General features: G+C 41.1%; 23 protein-coding genes. 14 read left to right on the forward strand and 9 right to left on the reverse strand.

What is annotated here, in order from left to right:
- The first annotated feature begins 144 nt into the window (after positions 1-144).
- A complete protein-coding gene (locus LLW17_RS06330; protein WP_228229419.1) occupies positions 145-450 on the forward strand; it encodes a DUF4168 domain-containing protein in 306 nt (101 codons plus the stop codon).
- On the forward strand, positions 413-652 hold the full coding sequence (locus tag LLW17_RS06335; RefSeq protein ID WP_228229420.1) for a DUF4168 domain-containing protein: 240 nt from the start codon (positions 413-415) through the stop codon (positions 650-652). The genes LLW17_RS06330 and LLW17_RS06335 overlap by 38 nt, the downstream gene beginning before the upstream one ends.
- A 39-nt stretch (positions 653-691) precedes the next feature.
- On the opposite strand, the gene LLW17_RS06340 is transcribed toward LLW17_RS06335, so the two are convergent.
- Complete coding sequence (locus LLW17_RS06340; protein ID WP_228229421.1) at positions 692-2,155, reverse strand: aminoacyl-histidine dipeptidase; 1,464 nt, start codon at positions 2,153-2,155, stop codon at positions 692-694.
- 148 nt (positions 2,156-2,303) lie between these two features.
- Between LLW17_RS06340 and LLW17_RS06345 the strand changes: the two genes are divergently transcribed.
- The 4 genes from LLW17_RS06345 to LLW17_RS06360 all read left to right on the forward strand — a co-directional run bounded on the left by LLW17_RS06345 (position 2,304) and on the right by LLW17_RS06360 (position 5,238).
- On the forward strand, positions 2,304-2,588 hold the full coding sequence (locus LLW17_RS06345; protein WP_228229422.1) for a 4a-hydroxytetrahydrobiopterin dehydratase: 285 nt from the start codon (positions 2,304-2,306) through the stop codon (positions 2,586-2,588).
- A gap of 76 nt (positions 2,589-2,664) precedes the next feature.
- Positions 2,665-3,390 (forward strand): YebC/PmpR family DNA-binding transcriptional regulator, encoded by a 726-nt coding sequence (locus LLW17_RS06350; protein ID WP_228229423.1) that lies wholly within the window; start codon positions 2,665-2,667, stop codon positions 3,388-3,390.
- 115 nt (positions 3,391-3,505) lie between these two features.
- Positions 3,506-4,723, forward strand: coding sequence for a peptidoglycan-binding domain-containing protein (locus LLW17_RS06355; protein ID WP_228229424.1), 1,218 nt, complete (start codon positions 3,506-3,508; stop codon positions 4,721-4,723).
- Between the two features lie 2 nt (positions 4,724-4,725).
- Entirely contained in the window at positions 4,726-5,238 is a 513-nt protein-coding gene (locus LLW17_RS06360; RefSeq protein ID WP_228229425.1) for a hypothetical protein, read from the forward strand.
- Positions 5,239-5,343: 105 nt separating this feature from the next.
- On the opposite strand, the gene rny is transcribed toward LLW17_RS06360, so the two are convergent.
- The 3 genes from rny to LLW17_RS06380 all read right to left on the reverse strand — a co-directional run bounded on the left by rny (position 5,344) and on the right by LLW17_RS06380 (position 7,723).
- On the reverse strand, positions 5,344-6,909 hold the full coding sequence (gene rny, locus LLW17_RS06365) for a ribonuclease Y (RefSeq protein ID WP_228229426.1): 1,566 nt from the start codon (positions 6,907-6,909) through the stop codon (positions 5,344-5,346).
- 223 nt (positions 6,910-7,132) lie between these two features.
- Positions 7,133-7,423: a cell division protein ZapA gene (locus LLW17_RS06375; protein WP_228229427.1), complete on the reverse strand. Its 291-nt coding sequence runs from the start codon at positions 7,421-7,423 to the stop codon at positions 7,133-7,135.
- 9 nt (positions 7,424-7,432) lie between these two features.
- Positions 7,433-7,723, reverse strand: coding sequence for a coiled-coil domain-containing protein (locus LLW17_RS06380; RefSeq protein ID WP_228229428.1), 291 nt, complete (start codon positions 7,721-7,723; stop codon positions 7,433-7,435).
- A 383-nt stretch (positions 7,724-8,106) separates the two neighbouring features.
- Between LLW17_RS06380 and LLW17_RS06385 the strand changes: the two genes are divergently transcribed.
- Entirely contained in the window at positions 8,107-9,798 is a 1,692-nt protein-coding gene (locus LLW17_RS06385; RefSeq protein WP_228229429.1) for a M23 family metallopeptidase, read from the forward strand.
- A 5-nt stretch (positions 9,799-9,803) separates the two neighbouring features.
- Positions 9,804-12,260, forward strand: a complete 2,457-nt coding sequence (locus tag LLW17_RS06390) for a TonB-dependent receptor (protein WP_228229430.1) — start codon at positions 9,804-9,806, stop codon at positions 12,258-12,260.
- 13 nt (positions 12,261-12,273) lie between these two features.
- Here LLW17_RS06390 and LLW17_RS06395 read toward each other — a convergent pair whose 3' ends face one another.
- The gene (locus tag LLW17_RS06395; RefSeq protein ID WP_228229431.1) at positions 12,274-13,419 is read right to left on the reverse strand and encodes a cysteine desulfurase family protein; all 1,146 of its coding nucleotides are present in this window, start codon (positions 13,417-13,419) and stop codon (positions 12,274-12,276) included.
- Positions 13,420-13,525: 106 nt separating this feature from the next.
- Here LLW17_RS06395 and LLW17_RS06400 point away from each other — a divergent pair, with 106 nt between their 5' ends.
- Positions 13,526-14,458, forward strand: coding sequence for a hypothetical protein (locus LLW17_RS06400; protein WP_228229432.1), 933 nt, complete (start codon positions 13,526-13,528; stop codon positions 14,456-14,458).
- Here LLW17_RS06400 and LLW17_RS06405 read toward each other — a convergent pair.
- Entirely contained in the window at positions 14,455-15,006 is a 552-nt protein-coding gene (locus tag LLW17_RS06405) for a DUF8465 domain-containing protein (protein ID WP_228229433.1), read from the reverse strand. The two genes, LLW17_RS06400 and LLW17_RS06405, sit on opposite strands and share 4 nt — an antisense overlap.
- 92 nt (positions 15,007-15,098) lie before the next feature.
- On the opposite strand from LLW17_RS06405, the gene LLW17_RS06410 reads away from it, so the two are divergent.
- Genes LLW17_RS06410 through LLW17_RS06420 form a run of 3 tightly spaced genes read left to right on the forward strand, consistent with a single transcriptional unit; the run spans position 15,099 to position 17,873 of the window.
- Positions 15,099-17,252, forward strand: coding sequence for a DUF8693 domain-containing protein (locus LLW17_RS06410; protein WP_228229434.1), 2,154 nt, complete (start codon positions 15,099-15,101; stop codon positions 17,250-17,252).
- A 19-nt stretch (positions 17,253-17,271) separates the two neighbouring features.
- On the forward strand, positions 17,272-17,535 hold the full coding sequence (locus LLW17_RS06415; RefSeq protein WP_350355199.1) for a DUF2752 domain-containing protein: 264 nt from the start codon (positions 17,272-17,274) through the stop codon (positions 17,533-17,535).
- A gap of 2 nt (positions 17,536-17,537) precedes the next feature.
- Positions 17,538-17,873 (forward strand): CCC motif membrane protein, encoded by a 336-nt coding sequence (locus LLW17_RS06420; protein WP_228229436.1) that lies wholly within the window; start codon positions 17,538-17,540, stop codon positions 17,871-17,873.
- A 79-nt stretch (positions 17,874-17,952) separates the two neighbouring features.
- Here LLW17_RS06420 and LLW17_RS06425 read toward each other — a convergent pair whose 3' ends face one another.
- The 3 genes from LLW17_RS06425 to LLW17_RS06435 are packed head-to-tail and all read right to left on the reverse strand — an operon-like array spanning position 17,953 to position 21,303.
- Positions 17,953-19,332: an alanine/glycine:cation symporter family protein gene (locus tag LLW17_RS06425; protein WP_228229437.1), complete on the reverse strand. Its 1,380-nt coding sequence runs from the start codon at positions 19,330-19,332 to the stop codon at positions 17,953-17,955.
- Between the two features lie 46 nt (positions 19,333-19,378).
- Positions 19,379-20,332 (reverse strand): phosphoribosylaminoimidazolesuccinocarboxamide synthase, encoded by a 954-nt coding sequence (locus tag LLW17_RS06430; RefSeq protein WP_228229438.1) that lies wholly within the window; start codon positions 20,330-20,332, stop codon positions 19,379-19,381.
- A gap of 17 nt (positions 20,333-20,349) precedes the next feature.
- Positions 20,350-21,303: a PhoH family protein gene (locus tag LLW17_RS06435; RefSeq protein ID WP_228229439.1), complete on the reverse strand. Its 954-nt coding sequence runs from the start codon at positions 21,301-21,303 to the stop codon at positions 20,350-20,352.
- Between the two features lie 109 nt (positions 21,304-21,412).
- On the opposite strand from LLW17_RS06435, the gene LLW17_RS06440 reads away from it, so the two are divergent.
- Positions 21,413-22,243, forward strand: coding sequence for an SAM hydrolase/SAM-dependent halogenase family protein (locus tag LLW17_RS06440; RefSeq protein WP_228229440.1), 831 nt, complete (start codon positions 21,413-21,415; stop codon positions 22,241-22,243).
- Position 22,244: 1 nt separating this feature from the next.
- Positions 22,245-22,556: a putative quinol monooxygenase gene (locus tag LLW17_RS06445; protein ID WP_228229441.1), complete on the forward strand. Its 312-nt coding sequence runs from the start codon at positions 22,245-22,247 to the stop codon at positions 22,554-22,556.
- Positions 22,557-22,621 lie beyond the last annotated feature (65 nt).

A 22,621-nucleotide genomic window follows, 5' to 3' on the forward strand; every position in this document is an offset into this window, starting at 1 on the left:
AAAAACACCTTTAGTCCCAGCAAAATGTTAATGGAAAACGCTGTTATCTGTTAATTTTTTCTAAATAAAAACCGATTAAGCCTTATACCTCTGGCATTCCCCATCTTATTTGTTATCCTGTAGACTTAATTAAAAAAGCAACACATGATTACATTTAAGAGAAACATCATAAGCCTGGCGCTTACCGGCGCTTTACTTGGGGGATTTAGCCTTACGGCGAAAGCACAACAGGCAGAAACTCCTATAGCAGATCAGGCACAGACCGAAATCACCCCTGACGAACTCAATAATTTTGCAGATGCCTTTGTAGAGGTGCAAAGTGTAAATCAAAACGTCAAGCAGAAAATGATGGCATTAATTACCGAAAACGGTCTCGAGGTAGAGCGTTTTAACGCCATTCAGAAAGCAAAAAATGAACCCGGAAGTACCTGTGCAGGCAACGGAAGATGAATTGAAAAAGCATGCGCAGATTGTCGCGCAATTGCAGGAAATGCAGCCGCTTCTGGTAGAACAAATGAAGGAAGTTATTGAAAACCACAACCTTTCCTTTAACCGGTATCGCGAAGTTGCAATGGCATTGCAACAAAGCAAGGACTTACAAAAGCGCTTTCAGGACGTTATGAATCAAAAGCAAACAAATTCTGAAGGATAGAAACTAAAAAAGGAGCTGGTAAACAGCTCCTTTTTTTATTTAGGCTTTAGGGATATCTTTTAAAATTTCCAGCACAAACGTCCAGAATTTCTGAACCGAAGAAATACTCACCCGCTCATCAGGAGAGTGGGCTCCCCGAATGGTAGGCCCAAAGGAAACCATATCCATCTCAGGATAGTTTTGTCCTAAAATTCCACATTCGAGCCCGGCATGACAGGCGGCCACGTGAGGTTCGTGGTTATTTATTTTTTTGTATTTATCTACCAAAACCTTTAATATGGGACTGTTCATATTGGGTTTCCAACCGGGATAGGCTCCCGAAAAATGGACTTCACAGCCTGTTAATTCAAAAGCACTGCGTACGGTATTGGCGAGATCGGTTCGTGAAGATTCTACCGATGAACGCGTGAGGCATAAGACTTCAATTGCTCCCCCAGCCACACGCACGCGCGCAACATTATTAGATGTTTCGACCAGATTTTCAATATCGGGGCTCATACGGTATACTCCGTTCCAAACGGCCTGCATCGCCTTGATAAAACCTTCCTGAACTCCCAACTCCATCACAACCTCCGGTAAATTTGTGGCTTCCAAAGCAATATTCAGGTTAGGCTCCAGATTTTGATATTCTGCCTTTATAGCTTCGGCGAGTTCGGCTACATCGGCCTGAAAAGCTTCGGCATGAACCGAATCGATACAAAAAATCGCAGTTGCCTCTCTCGGGATGGCATTGCGCAAACCGCCGCCATCAATCTCGCTGATGCGTAAACCGTAGTTTTCAAAAGAATCGGTGAGGAAGCGATTCAGCAATTTATTAGCATTACCCAAACCTTTAATAATATCCATTCCCGAGTGACCACCCTGAAGGCCGTTTACGGTAAGCCGGTATCCAGTTTTACCGGGTTCTGTCTCTTCCTGCCTGTAATTGCGTGTGGCCGTGATATCTATTCCACCGGCGCAGCCTACTCCTATCTCGTCATCTTCCTCAGTATCCAGATTAAGCAGGATAGCTCCTTTCAACACTCTCGGTTTTAAACCCATCGCGCCAGTCATTCCGGTTTCCTCGTCTATGGTAAAAAGTGCTTCAATCGCAGGATGTGGAATAGTTGTACTTTCAAGCAAAGCCATAATCGTCGCTACACCCATACCGTTATCAGCCCCAAGAGTTGTGCCTTCGGCTTTCACCCAATCTCCTTCAATTTTCATTTTTATACCTTCTTTGGCAAAATCAAACTGGGTGTTGTTATTTTTCTGATGCACCATATCGAGGTGAGACTGCAACACCACCATTTTTCGGTCTTCAAGTCCCGGTGTTGCCGGTTTGCGTATAATCACATTACCTACTTCATCTACAAAAGTTTCCAGTTTTAAATTTTCGCCGAAGGCTTTCATAAAAGCAATTACCTGCTCTTCGTGCTTTGAAGCCCGGGGTACGGCATTGAGATCAGCAAAGTTTTTCCAAACCGGCTGAGGCTCGAGCCGGCGTATTTCAGCATGTGTCATAAAGTCAATTTTTGCAAAGGTAAGGTTCTCTTTTGGCTCTGCCGAAGAAACTTAAAATATGCTTAAAGTGCCCTAATGATCTGCACCAATAGTGCGAAGTCTTAACTTAAATGGCGAAATTTGATAAAACACAATTAAAAAACACACCATGAGTAAATTAGACACCCGTAGTATTGAAGAACGCCTGGAGAAACTGGAAGGCTGGGAATATAAAGACAACTCCATTCACACCTCACTGGAGTTTGAGAATTTTAAGGAAGCCTTCTCGATGATGACCCGCATCGCTTTTGAAGCCGAAAATCAACAACATCACCCGGAATGGACAAACGTGTACAACACGCTCAATATCTCGCTATCAACTCACGATGCCGGTGGCGTGACCGAAAAAGACTTCAAACTGGCACTTGCTATTGAAAAACTCATCGACGCTTAAACCCGATTTATAGGGCAAAAAAGAACTTTTCAAACTGGCGAATTTTACTAAATTTACTGCCTTTAAAAATGAAATTATGGGAAGAGCATTTGAGTTTAGAAAAGCACGTAAAATGAAGCGTTGGAGTGCGATGGCTAAGGCTTTTACACGTATAGGCAAAGACATCGTGATGGCTGTTAAAGAAGGCGGCCCCGACCCTGACACAAACTCACGGCTTAGAGCCGTTATACAAAACGCCAAGAGCGTTAACATGCCTAAGGACAACATTGAGCGGGCCATTAAAAGGGCCAGTGATAAAAGTCTGGGCGAATATAAAGAAGTGCTTTTTGAAGGCTATGCCCCTCACGGTATCGCGATTCTTATTGAGACCGCAACCGATAATAACAACCGTACCGTAGCTAACATACGCTCCTATTTTAATAAGTGTAACGGAAACCTAGGTACCTCGGGCTCTGTTGAATTTATGTTTGACCATACCTGTAACTTCAGGATTGCGGCAAACGGTATCGACCCGGAAGAATTGGAGCTTGAACTTATAGATTATGGCGCCGAAGAGGTTTTTGAAGATGAAGACGGAATACTTATTTACGGCCCCTTTGAAAGCTTTGGAACTATTCAGTCTTATTTAGAAGAACACAATCACGAGATTTTGTCAAGTGGTTTTGAACGGATTCCGCAGGTTACCAAAAAACTAACTCCGGAACAGGCTGAAGAGGTAGAAAAACTTCTTGAAAAGATAGAAGAAGATGAAGACGTACAGAATGTTTACCATTCTATGGATGAAAATTCTTCGGAAGACTAAATCAACATCAGGAAAAACAGGTAGTTAAATAGGGGCATTTGCCCCTATTTTTTTGCCTTTTGTTTAAGCCACGCATTAATTCATAAATTTATAAGTCATTATAATTAAAGATGTTATGAGTACGTTGAGATTGGGATCTGTTGACGCCGGAAAGCTTCCGGCAGACAAAGGCGATTTTTTACGACCGTATCACCGGTGGATGGCTACACGATTAAGAGACCGTGAGCAGTTTAGGGACGAGGCCAATTTTCAATGGCAGGATTTTAAGGAGCAAAGCGGAAATCTGGTTTTTAGACTGCAGCGCTTTCTAAAAAACAAAGGCTTCTTCCCCAATGCAGAGCTCAGTGGGATTTTTGGCTACGGCACTCAGTCTGCCACACGCCTATTTCAGGAATACGTCTATTCAATAGAAGGTAACAAATCTATAGGTCTGCCCGATGGTGTGGTTGGGCCTAAAACCTGGAGCCACATAGACCGCTGGGAATCAAACGGGATAATAAATGACTGGGCACGGCACGATTTAAACAATCCTACCGAAGAATTCAGACTATGGTTTGAAATCCTGAATAAAGCCAAATCCCATTACAGCTCTTCTGACAATAAGATAATGGCAGACGTGGCAGGCTATCCCAAAATCTCAGACACGTATGCACCCCAAAACTGGGATTTTGATCCTGCAAAAACACATCTTATCGGCATACGCCGCAATCCTGACCTGAGTGCTCAAAAAAGAGAAAATGATGACCTGTTTATTTTACTTATAAAGGGTCTCGCTTTTACATTTTGGGGTAGTACAGATCCCAGCGCCTCGATGGCAGATCGCAGTGATGAGGCTTTTTTGGTGGAAGGACAGCATAAATACCGGCTGAGCTGGCATAAGATTGCGAGTGCTCAAAAGATATACAAAGCCCTAAGACCGTATTCAAAAGGAGTTTTGGTTTACAGGGATAAAGTTGCAGACAACGCGCTAACCGATGCCGATATTGCAGCAGGTCTTGATGAGCCCAATACCACTATAAACATACATTGGTCCGGAGATGGGCGCACAAACTTCTCGGCAGGTTGCCAGGTTATTGCCGGGCGCAGTTATATTGATCCGTCAGGTCGTGTAATTAGCTGTAAAGATTATGCCGGCATTTCCTACGACGATCTTGCCAGTGGCAAAACCCGGGGTGCCTACAATGTATTAAGTGATCTCGTGGTATGCTATAACAAACCCGATGATGATTGCGTCTGGTATACTCTGGGGCGCGAAAAAAATCTTTCTGAAGTAAACAGCTCCTTCCCTGCCGACTATCTTAAAAAATCATTAAATGAACTCAAAAATGTTTAAAAATGGATCTTGCTAAACTTATCTCTATAATTTTAGGAAGCAGTTTACTTACCGGATTGATGGGTTTTCTGTTATTAAAGCAAAGCGAAAAGATTACCAATACCGTAAAATCTCAGCTTTCCTGGAAAGAGAAGGCCTGCGAAGCCATGGGAAGTATTTATTTTCAAATGCAACGATCGAGCCTGGCATTTGAACGTTATGTAAAAGCTAAAACACCTGAAGAACGTCATTACATTGAGCAGGAGGTTCTTTTAAAATCAAATTCAGCGGTAAATAATCTGATACTTACTCAGGGATATCTCATTGCTCCTGAGCTGTTGGAAAACATTAAAAAACTGCTCAATCATTATGATGCATGGGTTGAAAAATATCAGCGTATGCGGGTGACGAGCCAGAGCGAGGAGAAATTTGTATTCGTAGGTCCTGATGGTTATCCATTTCCCAAAGAGCTCGAGCAGCAATTGGCAGATCATTATCTGAGACTTTGGAATGAGTTGTATGGTAAATCAAACTAAAGGGACAAGATTATAAAATCCCTTTTCTATACTTAAAACCACTTAGATTAATATTCATGTTGGGTAAAACTAAAAAGCCGCTCTGAAAAGAGCGGCTTTTTTAATTTATTTGGCGATGTTTACCGCCCTGGTCTCCCGTATTACGGTGATTTTCACCTGACCGGGATAGGTCATATCGGTTTGTATTTTCTGCGAAATCTCAAACGAAAGGGCTGAAGCGCGCTCATCGTTTACTTTCTCACTTTCTACAATCACCCGAAGCTCACGCCCCGCCTGAATGGCATAGGCCTTTTTAACCCCGGCAAAACCAAAGGCAATATCTTCAAGATCTTTCAAACGCTGAATGTAGGAATCCAACACCTGACGACGCGCTCCGGGACGGGCCCCACTTATCGCATCACACACCTGTACGATAGGCGCAAGTAGTGTTTTCATCTCAATCTCGTCGTGGTGAGCCCCAATAGCGTTACAAACATCGGGTTTCTCACCGTATTTCTCTGCCCATTCCATACCCAGTAAGGCGTGTGGAGTTTCGCTTTCCGTCTCGGGCACTTTACCTATATCGTGTAAGAGACCTGCACGTTTGGCCAGTTTAGGATTTACACCCAACTCGGCAGCCATAGTCGCGCAAAGTTTAGCCACTTCCCTACTGTGCTGTAACAGGTTTTGACCGTAAGAAGAACGGTACTTCATTCTACCCACAGCTTTAATGAGTTCCGGATGAAGCCCGTGAATACCAAGATCGATAACGGTACGTTTACCCACCTCAACAATCTCCTGTTCTATTTGCTTGGTTGTCTTTTTGACCACTTCTTCTATACGAGCCGGATGTATACGACCGTCTGTAACCAATTTATGCAACGACAAGCGGGCTACCTCACGGCGTACGCTATCAAAACAGGATAAAATGATCGCTTCAGGTGTATCGTCTACAATGATCTCGACCCCTGTTGCGGCTTCAATCGCTCTGATGTTTCGACCTTCACGACCAATAATGCGTCCTTTTACATCATCGCTTTCCAGATTGAATACCGAGACGCAGTTTTCAACCGCTTCTTCGGTACCGATACGCTGAATGGTATTGATGATAATCTTTTTGGCATCCTGCTCTGCAGTAAGCTTAGCTTCCTCCATCGCATTCTGGATATAGGCCATGGCATCACTCTTAGCCTGATCTTTCAGAGACTCGATAAGCTGATCCTTGGCATCTTCGGCAGACAGACCACTTATTACTTCAAGCTGCTGAATTTTACTGGCGTGCATCTTGTCGATATCACTCTGCCGCTTTTCGAGGTATTCAAGGCGCTCATTGTAGTCCTGTACTTTGGTCTCAATATCCTTGTTAAGTTTCTTATTCTTTGCAAGTTCACTGCTTACCTGAGACTCTTTGTCACGCGTGCGTTTCTCGATCTCATTGATTTTTTTATCACGGGCCAAAATTACTTTTTCGTGCTCCGATTTAAGCTCAATAAACTTTTCTTTAGCCTGAAGGATTTTATCTTTTTTGATAGAATCTCCTTCATTTTTGGCCTCTTTAATAATGTTTTCGGCCTCTTTTCGGGCGTTACTAACGATTTGAGAGGCATTATTTTTTTCCAGCAATTTTGCCAGTAAAAATCCCAGAGTGCCGGCTATCAAGATGACCCCTACGATTGTTAAAACTGTGTCCATAGATTAAGTGTATATATATAAAAAGCCTACATTGGAAGTGTTTTGAGTAAACTCCTTATATAAATCATAGGACTAACGGGCTGATCAAGAATCCGTTCATCCCGAAAAATCGGGAACGGCGCGCTTTTACAACCCAGACTCATCCTTCTATAAAGAATTAGTGTTGAGTTCACCAAAAAATGTAACCAATGTAGGCAGTAAGTAAATTCTAATTTAAAGAACGTTAGGATAACTGGCTCTGAATCAAATCTTCAAGATTCTTGAGTTTAAGAGCTGCTTCAGCCTGCTCTCCCTCTCCTGCCAGATCCCTTTGTATTGTTATAGAAGCAAATTGTAGTGCGCACATCGCCAATACATCCTGCTTATCTCTAACGGCATAACTCTGCTCAAACTTTTTAATCATCGCCTCAATATCTTTTGCTGCCTTGCGCAGGCCTTCTTCCTGCTGGGGCAAAATAGTGAGTGGATATACCCGGTCTGCAATAGAAAGTTTTATTTTGAGATGTTCAGACATATCCTTTGTTTAATCGGCTAACTGCGCAATGCAGGCATCTATCTCCCGCATCATTGCATTTATTTTGAGCTTGGTTTCCCGTTTATAATCGTTACTGCCCAGCATAGCATTTGCTGTCTTGAGTGTGCTGTACTTCGCTTCCCAGTTTTCTACAAGTTTCTTGAGCGTTGCATTCTCTTCTTTGAGCTGTGCATTTTCGGCCGCAAGAGCCTGTAATTGCTGTTGAAGTTGCTGATGTCTGTTAATAAGAGTAGTTGTTGCCTTTTGCAATGATCCTACACGCTCTAACAGTTCACTCATAACCTTTTTTTAACAATGCTTGGTCTCACAAAGTTAACATTCGACATCTAATAACACAATACAATCTATTTTATTTTTAAAGCCACAACATCTATTACGTAAACGATTGAATATGACACCCGGCAAGTCAGTTCAAATCTTAAAATACAGCGGCTCCCTTAGTGTCTGATTTAAGATTAGTAAAAAAATCAGAGGTTTTCTATACGATTTTTAGGGCGCTGCTGTTTAGTTTTATACCCGCTTATCCCGGATACCTTTAAAGCTGCCGTTTTTAAATTATAATCTTAGAATTTCTAAGGCAAACGGCATTCTTTTTAACACGAAAGATGTATAATTTAGAGCGATTAACCTTCCGCTTTGCGGAATTCAATATTTTAAAATCTGTGCAAAAATTATTTAGCCTCTTTATTCTTCTTAGTACGTTAATTTCTTTCGCTCAGGAAGAAATACCTCAAAATTACTTCATCAAACCCCTAAAAATCCCCACCCTTCTTGCAGGATCATTTGGCGAATTAAGGAGTAATCATTTTCACAGCGGTCTGGATATTAAAACTCAGGGGCGCACCGGTCTTGATGTGGTGGCCAGCGCATCAGGTTACGTAAGCCGAATCAAAATTTCGCATTACGGTTACGGAAAAGCGCTGTACATAACCCATCCCAACGGGTACGTCACAGTTTACGGTCATCTGGATGCTTTTGCGGGGGTTGTGAAAGACTATGTAAAAACAAAACAGTACGAGGCGGAAAGCTATGAGATTGAGTTATTTCCGAATCCGGACGAATTGCCGGTAGATCAGGGTCAGCTGGTCGCCTACAGCGGAAATACCGGAAGCAGCGGTGGCCCGCACGTGCATTTTGAAATTCGCGATAAGAATGAGCGCCCTATGAACGCCCAACTCTTTGGCGTTGAAGTTCCCGATCACAGCGCACCGATTATCAACGATCTTTTGGTTTATGCACTTTCAGATACCAGTACCGTAAATAACTCGAGAAACAAAGTGCGATTAAAGTACACCAAACAACCCGATGGAAACTTTTTAAGCGAAAAAGTAACCGCGTACGGGCCAATAGGTTTTGCTATCGGGACCATCGACCGGCAGGATGGCTCACCCAACAGCAACGGGATTTATAAAATTGAAACTCGCTTAAACGGGTCTAAAACGCTGGAGGTCGAAATGGACAAGTTTTCCTTTGCCGAAACCCGCTATCTGAACAGAATGATCGACTATGCCCTATTTGAATCTGAAAGGGATCGCGTTCAAAAGCTGTTTATAGAGCGCAACAATCCGCTAAGCATTTTTAAAATGGAGCAGAACAAAGGAATCCTCAATCTGTCAAAAGAAGGAGGTTCTGCTTTGTATACCATCAAAATTTCAGATCTGCCCGGAAATACCAAGACACTCACCGTTCCCATAACTATTCAAAAAGTAAATACTGTAAATCCTTTCATGCCTAAAGAAACATCTTATCTGGTGCAGCCTGAAACGGCTCAAAATTTTGAAGTTGGCTCCTGGTCGCTTTTTATCCCAAAAGGTGCCTTTTACGATGATTACTATCTGGACATCAAAGCAAATACAGATGCCCTGCACCTCGATCAGGATACGATTCCCGTTCACGAATACATACGCCTGGGTTATGATGTTTCGGCATTTAAACCACAGGATCGCGAACGCTTGTATATTGGCAGGGTAAACAGCCGCGGTTTGTTAAGTTACGAAGGCGCGACCCTAAATGGAGATGAACTTTCTGCAACCGTAAACAGCCTGGGAGATTTTAAAATGGGTCTTGACACGACTGGGCCCAGCATAGAATCGCTCGACTTTAAGGATGGAAAGTGGATTTCTGAGCTGAAGCATATCGATTTCAAAATTAGCGACAGGGATACCGGCATAAAAAGCTATAGAGCAACCATCAATGGAAAATTTGCTTTGCTCGAATATGAATACAAAAACAACAGGCTTCGCTATTTTTTTGAAGATGGAATCAGTGTAAGCGGAGCAAATGATTTTAAACTGATTGTGACCGATAATGTAGGAAATAGCACTACTTTTAGCGCAACTTTTTACCGAAAATAATCGTATTGAAGCGTCTCGTATATCTTCTTACCGGTATTCTGATTCTGGCAACACAGACTATACGTGCACAGGAAGCCACGCTAACCGGAATTGTATTTGGGGAAAATGAAAAGCCCTTAGAACAAACCAACATCAGCACTGTTGGAAGAGGAACTACAAGTACAGAAACCGGCTTTTACACCCTAAAGATTCCCGCAAATACAGTTGTTGAAGTACTGTTTACGCACATCGGCTTTATGCCGGTAAGGCAGCAATTCCGGCTTAAGGAAGGTGAAATTTTTGAATTCAATCCGGTGCTCAAAGTAGCTGTTGAACAAATATCAACAGTGATTATTTCGGGAGACAACAGAGATCAGATTGAAGGCATCACAAGTCTCGACCCCGAAACAGTACGGAAAATCCCCGGAGCCAACCCCGGAGTTGAAAACCTGCTGCAAACGCTCCCCGGTGTTAGTTCTAACAATGAGCTCAGCACGCAATATGCTGTGCGCGGCGGCAATTATGATGAAAACTTAATCTACATAAACGACATTGAAGTCTACCGCCCTTTTCTCATACGCTCGGGACAACAGGAAGGTTTTAGCATTGTGAATGCAGATTTAGTACGTGATATCGATTTTAGTGCAGGTGGGTTTCAGGCCAAATACGGGGATAAACTTTCTTCCGTTTTAGACATTACCTATCGCAGGCCTGTTGATTTTGCGGCGACAGCAGATTTAAGTCTTTTAGGCTTATCGGTCTCTGCGGAAGGACTTTCAAAAAATAAAAAGTTCACTGCCCTTGCAGGTGCCCGGTATCGGGATAATTCACTTTTGGTAAATGCCAAACAAACCGAAACCAATTACAAACCACGCTTTACCGATTTCCAAACTTACTTGACCTATACCTTCAACACTAAATTTCAGTTGGATTTTTTGGGAAATCTGAGTAGTAACCGCTACAACTACGAGCCGCTAACGCGTCAGACGAATTTTGGAACATTAACCAATCCAATCGCTCTTGTCGTAAATTATGAAGGTCAGGAAGAGGATCGTTATACCACCGCTCTGGGTGCACTCTCCGGAAGTTATAAGCCCAATGAAAATCTTAATCTTAAACTTATAGCATCAGCATACCATACTCAGGAACAGGAATATTATGATATTCTGGCACGGTATGCTTTGGGTGTCCCGAATACAGATATAGGAAGTGATTCAGCCGGCAGTGTCGATTTTACAGAAGACATAGGCTCACAACTTACACACGCCCGCAATAAACTGGATGCACTCATCGTAAACCTGCAACATCGCGGACAATACCAAAAAGATAATAACCTTCTTGAATGGGGATTAAAATGGAGCCACGAATCTATTCGGGATCGATTGCAGGAATATGAGATTATTGACTCGGCAGGATTTTCGGTAAGACCACCACTAGAAGGTTTCAGCAATCAGCAGCCTTACGAACCTTTTGATGCTCCATTAGAACCTTTTACAGCCGTTCGCGCGCAAAATGAGGTTGACATCAATCGCATTTCAGCTTATGCACAGTACAGTAAAAGACTGAGTTTAAAAGACGCTGAACTTTGGTATAATCTGGGCTTACGCGGGCAATTATGGACTGTAAACAGTCTCAATCAGCCGCAAAACACACAGGTTATTGTGAGTCCGCGTGGGCAAGTAAGTCTCAAGCCCAATTGGGATACCGATATGCTTTTTCGATTTTCGGCAGGTCTCTACCAACAGCCTCCATTTTATAGGGAATTACGGGATTTTCAGGGACGTGTCGTTCCTGACGTTAAGGCGCAAAAAAGTCTGCACCTGGTCGCGGGAAATGATTGGAGTTGTGATCTTTGGGGAAGACCATTTACCCTAAATTCTGAACTGTATTATAAAAATCTTACCGATGTGAATGCGTATACGCTTGAAAATGTAAGGATACGTTATAGGGCCGATAACGGTGCAAAAGCTTATGCTTATGGTCTTGATTTAAGACTCTCAGGAGAATTTGTTCCCGGAACCGAAAGCTGGGTGAGTTTAGGTATTCTTAAAACCGAAGAATCTATTAATGACCGGGGGTACATCCCACGTCCTACAGACCAACGCTTAAAACTGGGAATTTTGTTTCAGGATTATGTACCTACAATTCCTGATATGAAGTTGTATTTGAATACCGTTTTTCAAACCGGCCTTCCCGGAGGATCACCCAGTTATACCGACCCCTATTTGTATCAAACCCGATTACCATTCTATTTCAGATCTGATATCGGATTTTCGTATGTGATTATTAATTCTTCCGTTAAAAACCAAAAAAGCGGTTTATTTAAGGAACTGAGTGCAGGCCTTGAGATATTTAATGTGTTTGACCGGCAAAACAGCATAACCAACACCTTTGTGAGGGACGCAGCGACACAACAGCAATATGCAGTACCCAATTACCTAACACCCCGGGTGTTTAACTTTCGCGTTAGCGCAAAATTTTAAAAAACTGAAGCTCTTAATTCAAGAAATCCTGAAGGCTTTGCACGACATAATCAACTTCCTCTTTTGTATTCTCGTGAGAAAAAGAAAAGCGAATAGAAGGCTTATCTAGCTTATCCTGAGGAAGAAAAGCATTAAGTACATGGCTTCCCTGATCGCTACCGCTCTGACACGCACTTCCCTTAGAACAGGCAATTCCTTTAAGATCCAATTGAAACAGCAGCATCAATGATTTTTCGGGCGGTACCGGCAGGCAAACGTTTAGTAACGTGTAGGTACTCAGACTCCCGTCGTGACAATTCCCATTAAAACTTACTCCGGGAATATTTTTTTCGAGTTGTTCTTTAAAATACCATTTGATTTCCTCAATTTTTTTGCGCTCTTCCGTCAGATTTTCCTGAGCTTTTATCAAAGCGGTTTCCATTCCGGCAATGTTATGCACCGCCTCGGTGCCTGCGCGGCTTCCACGCTCCTGTCCACCGCCAAAAATCAGCGATTTTATTTTGGAGTTTTTTCGCAGAAAGGCAAAACCAACTCCTTTTGGCCCGTGAAACTTATGAGCAGCCGCAGCTATAAAATCAACCTTAATTTCGCTCAGATTTAAATCGAAATGCCCCACAGACTGAACCATGTCACTGTGAAATAAGGCGTTGTAAGTCCTGGCCAGATTGCTTACCTGCTCCAGATCAAGCAAGTTTCCTATTTCGTTATTGATGTGCATCAGGCTTATCAATGTTTTGGTACCTGAAGACTGAAGCAATTCTTCGAGGTGATCCAAATCGACGCTGCCACATTCCTTAATACGTACCATAGAAACCATAACCTGAAAGCGTTCTTCCAGATGTTCTACCGTGTGCAGTACAGCATGATGCTCGATGGGACTGGTGATGATGTGCTTGACGTCCAGATCACGTATCGCGCTGTTAATGATGAGATTGTCTGCTTCGGTGCCTCCCGATGTGAAAATGATTTCAGCCGGAGAGACGTGTAGATAATTGGCAATTGTTTTACGCGCCTGTTCGATGATGCTTTTGGCTTTTCGGCCTACAGCGTGGGTTGACGAGGGATTGCCGGGCACCTCCCGCATTACTTCAACCATGCGATCTATAACTTCGGGGCGTAATGCAGTAGTTGCTGCATTATCAAAATACACCTGATTCATAAGACTAATTTAGAGGGTGCAAAAATAGCCAGAATAAAATTATTAGATAACGGAACGCCCTGTAAAAACCAATTCGAGTATTTTTGCGCTAAAGATCTATTGAGATATGAAAAAAATTGGACTGGTATTCTTGTTGCTAATTGGAATGGTTTCCTGTGATGATGGTGACTTAATTGTTACTTCATTTGACTTTACCGATTTACCGGTAAACTATTGCTCAACTGTTGACAACAATGAGACCGCTTCAACCAATTATATTTTCTACAAAATAAATCCGGAAACCTTTGAGGCTTTGGCATTCAGATTTACTACAGAAATTCCGATACTGGAAGAACAAAGCGAGGTTAATATTGATTTGGGGCAAAGCAGCTCCTCATTTGTTTCCTATAGATTGTTCAACGATGTTGTAGATTCAGACTATTTTTGTGCGGACATTCCGCCGGCCAGACCCACAGTTTCAGAAGAATACACAAGCGCTGAAGGTGATTTAAGCATTGTAACTCAGGGAGATTTTAACGACAATGACGGCATCGCGGCTGAATTTGAAGAGACTTTAAACGACAGTACCGATCTTGACGGGGACGGTATACCCAATACTTACGATTTTGATGATGATGGGGACAATGTGCCTACGAGCCGGGAAGGAGTCGTTTTGAACGAAGATGGTTCAATAGATATGCAAGGATCACTGAATACAGATGGTGATGAATTGCCTGATTTTATGGATCCTGATGATGACAACGATGGGGTTTTAACTATTAATGAAGCAAACCCGGAAAATGGACCACTGAATCCTTTAAATACTGAAACAGATGAATCTATTGGCCCCGACTATCTCAATCCAAACGTGGCAATAGATTATAATATAGAAGAATACCGCCAGCATACCTATGTATTGGAAAATATTACCCTCACCATAAGTCTGGAAAATCTGGTTTTTGTGAATAACTCGGGATCAGAGACTATCAGACAGGAGTCCTTATTCTTTGGAGACTTAGAGGCTCCAGACCAAACAATCACTGAAACCCCCGAACGCTAGCCGACTGAATTTTGGTGAATGTAAATCTCGGTAGCTCCTAACCCATACTTTTGGTAATCTGCATCGTAATATTTGACCTGCTCATATCTTGAAAAAAGATATTCGAGTTCAGCCTTTAGCACGCCCTCACCTACTCCGTGTATAAACACCACCCGCTGTATACGCTTAGCTATTGCAAACTCCAGTCTTGATTGCGCTGTATTGAGTTGTAAGTTTAACTTATCGTGAGCCGACATACCGCGTTCATTTGCGGTGAGCTGATGTATGTGTAAATCTACTTCCATAGGTGGAAGTATTCCTTTTATTTTATTTGTAGGCTTTTTCTGTCTTTTTAAGTCTACACTTTTCTGTTGCAATTGATCAGCAAAATCAGCATCAATATCTACTTCCAGAGCCTTATCAGGAACAACTTCACTCCTTTTTACACAAATTTCAAAATCGTCATCAGTCTGAATATAAAACTGTTCGCCATCTATTTGGAGTATTGTTCCGGAAATTGCTTCATCAATTAAGTTAACCCGTTGTCCTATCTTTAAATTTGGAGCCATATTTTTTTAAATATTCGATGAAAAACACGTAATCATCTTTTAAAAGATTATTTTATATTTCATTTTGATTATCTTTACAAAAATATTTCATTATGGGAAAATTTTACTCCAAAATCATTCTTTTGATGTTACCAGCTTTTGCAATGGGGCAATTACACATCAAATCTTCTACTGCGGGTACCGCTGCCGATCAAACCTATGTTTATAATAAAGGTGAAATACTTTTTGTGACTCAGGAAATAGGTATGGATGGTAACCCAAATCAGGATGGTGGGAATTTGTACTTGCGTGATGAAGGTCAGTTAATTCAGGGCAATAATTCCGGACCTAACAACGGGTCTACCAATTCCGGTACTGGTATAGTTTCTGTTTATCAGGTTAACACTCGAAATCAATGGGATTATCATTACTGGACATCACCCGTTGGAGACCCCGGAAAAAGTGCTTCTTCTAATGGCAATTCTGGAAATGTAAATTTCTATCCGGGAAGTTCAGGCTCTGGAGGTTTATATCAAACTGATGCCATTAGTACTATTGACGCGACACCTGTCACATTTACCAATGCATTTAATAGTTCAGTAGTTAATGCGAATGAATTTAGTCTTTCATCATATTGGTTATATAAATTTGTAGCAAATACTGGGTATGGTAGTTGGCAAAAAGTAACCTCGGCAAATCCGCTTAAGGCTGGAGAAGGTTTTACTATGAAGGGATTAAGCGATGGTACTAGCCCTAAGGGAATAGTCCCTATTGACTTTAGAGGTCGTCCAAATAATGGAACTATTAATGTTCCTGTAGCTAATAATAATTTAACTCTTGTAGGAAACCCATATCCTTCAGCTATGAATTTAAGTTTTTACTTATTATCCAATTCTGGCGCTAGCGACACTGATTTGGCTAATTGTGTTGGCCTATCGAGTTCTACACCTCGTAGTGCAGTAAATAATACGATTACCGGTACAGCTTATTTCTGGGAATCTGACCCAAGTGTTAAATCTCATTATATAAAAGATTATCAGGGTGGTTACGGTACTTTTTCTCCTCTTTTAGACTGCTCAAGTGCAGGTGAATATTCGAAAGCTGTCTTTATAGCGTATGACAATGAAGGTGAACGTGTTTTAGAGCCTGTTCCAAACATTGACTCTAGTGGAAATCCAATTTATGTTGAACCAAATGGCGATCCCACTTATGCTGATAGTAATGGTGACCCATATCCTTATGTACCGGATTATGACGCTAGCGGAAATTTACAATATGATACAGATGGAAATATAATTTGGGAATTGCAGCCCGTAGTAACCGGTGTAGAAGGAGAAGATATACCCAGACATATAGCTCCCGTTGGTCAGGGTTTCTTCGTAGAAGCTATTGCAGACGGAGTTGTAACTGCAAAGAATGAATTTCGAGTTTTTATAAAAGAAAGCGAAAGCTCTGCTTCTCAATTTAAGAATAAGTTAGAGCCTAAAAGAAAATCTAAAAACAATAATTTCAAAAGTAATACAAACTTGAAAGCTGGTGGGTTAACCTATGATGATGAAGGTTTCTTGGTAATGCCAAAGTTTAGAATAACCACTCATATAAACAACACTTACTTTAGAAAAATGAGCGGAGTAATGTTTGATGAAGCTACTTTTGGTTTTGATAAAGCTGGGGATGGAGATAATGTTTCGGTTTTACCTTCTGACGTAAGTTTTATTGTTGAAGATGCGCCCAGACCAATTGTTATAAATATTTTCCCATATAGTATTGACGCAGCACTGCCACTGAAAGTAACCGGGGCGCAAGAAACTAATACATTTAAAATGCAGGTTTTAGAATTAAATTTTGAACCTGATGAAAGTATATACTTATATGACAATCAAACCGGCGAGTATCACGATATATTAAATAAAGCATATGAATTTGAACTCCCAAAAGGTAGCTATGCAGATCGCTTTGAAATTCGATTTAAAGACGGCAATAAAGAAAACCTGGATTTAGCTGAAGAGGTAAAAGAATCATTCGCTGTTTATCAAAATAACGGTCGTGCAGAACTTACTATTCTTAACCCTCTTGAAACTGAATTAAAGGATATAAGTGTTTATGATATTACCGGTAAATTACTAGTATCAAAAATAAATGAAGGTACCAGTAATAAAGTAACTATTCCATCAAATACCTGGAGTGATGGAATTTATGTTGTACGTGTAGTAACACGAGACAATGTTGAGTACAGCAAAAAAGTATCTGTTTTTAATAAAAAATAATTCAATTTTGGAAGAGTACATGCTCCCCTGCCTAAACAAGAAATTCTTCGGGTTTGAGTGTATGGGATGTGGAATGCAACGATCTTTAATGGCCCTTATACAGGGCCATTTTGCTGAGGCTTTTTTTCTATATCCTGCAGTATTTCCTCTTATCACATTAGCTCTTGCAATTGGGGCTAATTTTTTTTTCGATATTAAACATTCCGGTAAAATTATCTCGTTTTTAGCTATCTTGTCTGTAATTACAATTATTACGAGCTATATAATCAAACTAACCCACTAAAAATGGAACAACAAAGACTCAATACCACATTAGTTTATGTATTAGCGATTCTCGCACTATTATGCTGCTGTTTTGGTGGTTCAGGGTTCATTCTTGCCGGTATCGCCTTTTATATTGCACATACCAAACTCAAAGAGGCCAAGATTTATCCGGAAAATTATGACCTCCAAAATGTAAAAGCAATGAATACAGCAAAAACAATTGCACTTATTATTTTGATCATCAATATTTTATACTTAATCTATACTATTTATAAAATTTCGACTATAGGTTGGGAAACAATCTGGGAAGACGCCATGCGACAGGCTGAAGAAATGCAAGCTTCTCAACAAAGCTAAACTTGTTGTCATCGTAAAAAATAAAAAGGATCTGTACACTAGTAACAGATCCTTTTTATTTTAAACTATAATGCCTGACTTAAGCTTTATTTATTTTCAAATTCTGAAAATAAATCCTCGCCTTCCTCATAACCTTAGGCGCTAAAATCAAGGTAGTAAACATTGTAGGTATAGCCATTAAGGCAAAAAAGGTATCTATTACATTGATCATAAGACTTAAAGAAGTAGTAGCTCCCAGCAAAATACTTGCGATATAGAAATAATTGTAGAGATGACTGTACTTGGTTCCTATTAAAAAAGAAAGGCATTTTGTACCATAATAGGAGTAACTAAATAAAGAACTAATACTGAAGATCGCGATACAAACAAGAAGAATATAAGTTCCAAAATCGGGCATGGTGTCGCTAAAGGCTTTTGCAGTAAGGCTTACGCCATTTGCCTCTGAAGTTTGCCATACTCCAGTAACCAGAATACACATTGCCGTAAGTGTACAAACAATTATAGTATCTATAAAAGGTCCCATCATTGCCACAAGCCCCTCCCGTATAGGCTCATTTGTTCGGGTTGCCCCGTGAGCCATAGGCGCTGTACCAATTCCCGCTTCATTAGAAAAAGCCCCTCTGCGTATTCCTAAAACTATAAGAGCTCCTAAAACACCTCCAAATAAAGGATCGCCCCTGTAATTATCTGCCGCAAAAGCATCGGTGAAGATCAATTTAAAGTAATACGGCACTACATCGAGATGTACAAAGAGGATAAAAAGAACCGCAATAAAATACAAGCCCACCATCGCCGGAACCAGTCTCGAAGCGGTTTTACTGATACGATCAAGCCCTCCAAGAATCACTATACCCGTTACCATTGCTAAGATTACACCAATGACCAGATCATTAAAAAAACCTTTTTGAATGCCATTTGGAATTAATAAAATATCATTAACGGCCTGAGTAAGTTGGTTTACATTGAATACAGGCAGAGCCCCAATTAAACCCGCAAGACTGAAAAAAACGGCTAAAAACTTCCAGTTTTTACCCAGGCCCTCGACAATAAAATACATTGGGCCGCCCTGTACTTTACCGCTGTCATCCTTTCCCCGGTATAAAATGGCGAGACTGCACGTAAAAAACTTGGTACTCATACCCACGATCCCGCTGACCCACATCCAGAATACAGCGCCCGGACCTCCTGCAGCAATTGCCACGGCGACTCCGGCGATGTTACCCATACCTACTGTTGAAGATAAAGCAGTCATCAAAGCCTGAAAATGGGTGATTTCACCCTCGTCATCGGCATTGTCATATTTGCCCCGCAAAACCTGAATCGCGTGTCCAAAATATTTAAAAGGAACAAATCTCGAATAGATCAATAAAAAGATTCCCCCACCAATGAGTAAAATCAGTAAAGGCAAGCCCCATACAAAGCCGGAAGCCTTTTCAAAAAAGGTATTGAGTTTTTCCATCGCACAAAAAAACCGAAAAGACTATTTTCGGTTTATGATTTTACTATTAAGAATTCAGATAATCTAAGACATGATCTTCTATCCGTTTTTCGATATTGGTCAAATCTGCCTTGACAAATTTTTCACCGGTGATATTTTCATAGAGCTCAATATACCGCTCTGATACCGTCTCAATGTATTCATCAGTCATTTCAGGTAGTTTCTGCCCTTCAAGCCCCTGAAAACCATTACTTATGAGCCATTGCCTTACAAATTCTTTTGACAATTGCTTTTGGGGTTCATTTCTACTTTGACGCTCCTCATAGCCTTCCGCATAAAAATAGCGAGAAGAATCGGGAGTATGAATTTCGTCTATTAAAACTATAGTCCCATCTGCTGTTTTACCAAACTCATATTTGGTATCAACAAGTATAAGGCCGCGACTGGCTGCTATTTCAGACCCTCTTTTAAAAAGTTTATGGGTATAATCCTCAAGCACAGCATAATCTTCACCTGAAACGATACCTCTCTTGATGATATCTTCTTTTGAAATATCCTCATCGTGATCGCCCATTTCTGCTTTGGTTGCAGGAGTAATTATAGGCTGGGGAAACTTATCGTTTTCTTTTAAACCTTCAGGTAAAGGCACTCCGCAAAGCATACGCTTTCCGGCTTTGTATTCGCGGGCAGCATGACCACTCATATAACCTCTTATAACCATTTCGACTTTAAAGGGTTCGCATTTTTTACCTACTGCGACATTAGGATCAGGAGTAGCCAAAAGCCAGTTAGGTACCAAATCTTCGGTATCCCGCATCATTTTAGTCGCAATTTGATTCAATATTTGTCCCTTATAAGGAATTCCTTTGGGCATCACCACATCAAACGCGCTTAAGCGGTCTGTAGCGATCATTATCAACAAATCATTCTTGAGGCTGTAGACCTCACGAACCTTGCCTTTATAAAAATTAGTCTGACCCGGAAAATTGAACTGTGTCCGGGTTATGGTTTTATTTGACATTGCTAAAAAATTGCGTTTTAATCTCTGTTTTCGATCGCTTTGTAGGCCGCGATAACTTCTTTTACGAGCCTGTGACGGATCACATCTTTATCATCCAGATAAATCATACCCACTCCCTTAACATCTTTCAATACTAAAAGGGCCTCTTTGAGTCCACTAATCACGCGTCTCGGAAGGTCTATCTGTCCGGGATCTCCGGTGATCATAAATTTGGCGTTTTTACCCATACGGGTTAAAAACATTTTCATTTGAGCATGGGTGGTATTTTGCGCTTCATCAAGAATTACAAAGGCATTATCAAGGGTGCGGCCGCGCATAAACGCCATCGGAGCGATCTGGATTACCCCCTTTTCTATAAAGCTTTCCAGCTTTTCATGAGGTATCATATCGCGCAATGCATCATACAAAGGCTGCATATATGGATCCAATTTTTCTTTGAGATCTCCAGGTAAAAAACCCAGATTCTCCCCTGCTTCAACAGCCGGTCTGGTCAAAATTATACGTTTAACCTGCTTTTCTTTTAAAGCTTTTACTGCCAAAGCAACACCGGTATATGTTTTACCCGTTCCGGCAGGACCCACGGCAAAGACCATATCATTCTTGCGTGCGATATCAACAAGTTTACGCTGATTAGCAGTTTGCGCCTTTATGATTTTTCCACCTACCCCGTGCACTAAAATCTCACCGCTGGCCGCCGAAGTCTCGTAATCTTCACGACTTTCACTGGTAAGTACACGCTCGATACTGTTTTCATCTAACTTATTGTATTTGGCAAACTGCTCTAAAAGCATTGTGATGCGTTTATCAAATTCCTCAAGGAGGTCTTCATCACCATAGGCCTTTATGGTATTACCGCGGGCAACCAGTTTTAACTTGGGAAAATACTTCTTAAGAAGTTCAATATTGGCATTGTTTTGACCAAAAAATTCACGGGGCGTGATCTCTGAAAGTTCGATGATAAGTTCGTTCAAAAGCGGAAGGATTTTTATAAAAAACTAGTTAATTATCTTTAGTTTTGTGCATAACAAATGTAACCAAATTTAGTTACTATCCCCCTTAAAAATATCAACAAAACCACCTATGCCCATCATAACCCTGACTACTGATTTTGGCCTGAAAGATCATTTTGCGGGTGCAGTTAAGGGCGCAATTTATAGCGAAATGCCTGAGGTGACACTTGTTGATATCTCGCATAATGTGTCTCCTTTTCATATTACCGAAGCAGCTTACATCATTCAAAATGCCTATCGCAATTTCCCAAAAGGAACCATTCATATAATAGGTATTGACTCGGAACGAAATCCTGAAAACAAGCACATTGCGGTCAAACTAGACGGGCATTATTTTGTGTGTGCAAACAACGGGATTATGTCTATGATTACGCGCACCATAATGCCCGAAGAGCTGGTTGAAATCAATATCCACGACCGTATAAAAACCAATTTTACAGAGCTTGATGTTTTTGTACAGGTTGCCTGTCATATAGCACGGGGCGGGAAACTTGGGGTTATTGGGAAACCCATTCAGGAAATTAAGGCTATAACCGGTATTATGCCTGTTATTAGCAGCGAACAAAAACAAATCATCGGTAACGTGATCTATGTTGATAACTACGGAAATGTAATTACAAACATCACGCGCCGCCTGTTTGAAGATGTGGGTAAAGGACGCTCCTTTATCATTCAGGCTAAACGCGCTCATTTTAAACAAATCCATCAGCATTACAGCGATGCGATTAACTTTGATCTTGAGAAAACCAAGCGCGAAGAGGATGGAAAAAAAATCGCCTTGTTCAATTCTTCCGGATACCTTGAACTTGCGATTTACAAAAGCAATCCCAGCACAGTGGGCAGTGCCTCTACCCTATTTGGTCTGGACTACCGAGACACGATAAGTGTAAATTTTGAATAGTATGATTATTCGCATTGTAAAGTTGACTTTCAAATCTGAAAATGTTGAAGCCTTTATTAAACTTTTCGCAGCTGCTCAACAAATCATTCAATCTACTGAAGGCTGTGAACATCTTGCATTGTTAAGAGACACTTCTAATCCCAATATGTTTTTTACACACAGCCATTGGCAAAATGCAGAGGCTCTGGAGAATTATCGCAATTCTGATTTTTTTAAAAAGACCTGGTCTCATACAAAAGTCTTGTTTGCAGAAAAACCGGAAGCCTGGAGCCTTGAAAAATTCGTAAATTTACCCAAATTGAATTCGATTTAAGTCGATTTTTACTAAACTACATATACCTAAAACCAGAATATTTCAATAATCTGAGATATTCTCTA

Origin of the sequence: Leeuwenhoekiella parthenopeia (assembly GCF_020782115.1) — a bacterium.
Taxonomy (GTDB): domain Bacteria; phylum Bacteroidota; class Bacteroidia; order Flavobacteriales; family Flavobacteriaceae; genus Leeuwenhoekiella; species Leeuwenhoekiella parthenopeia.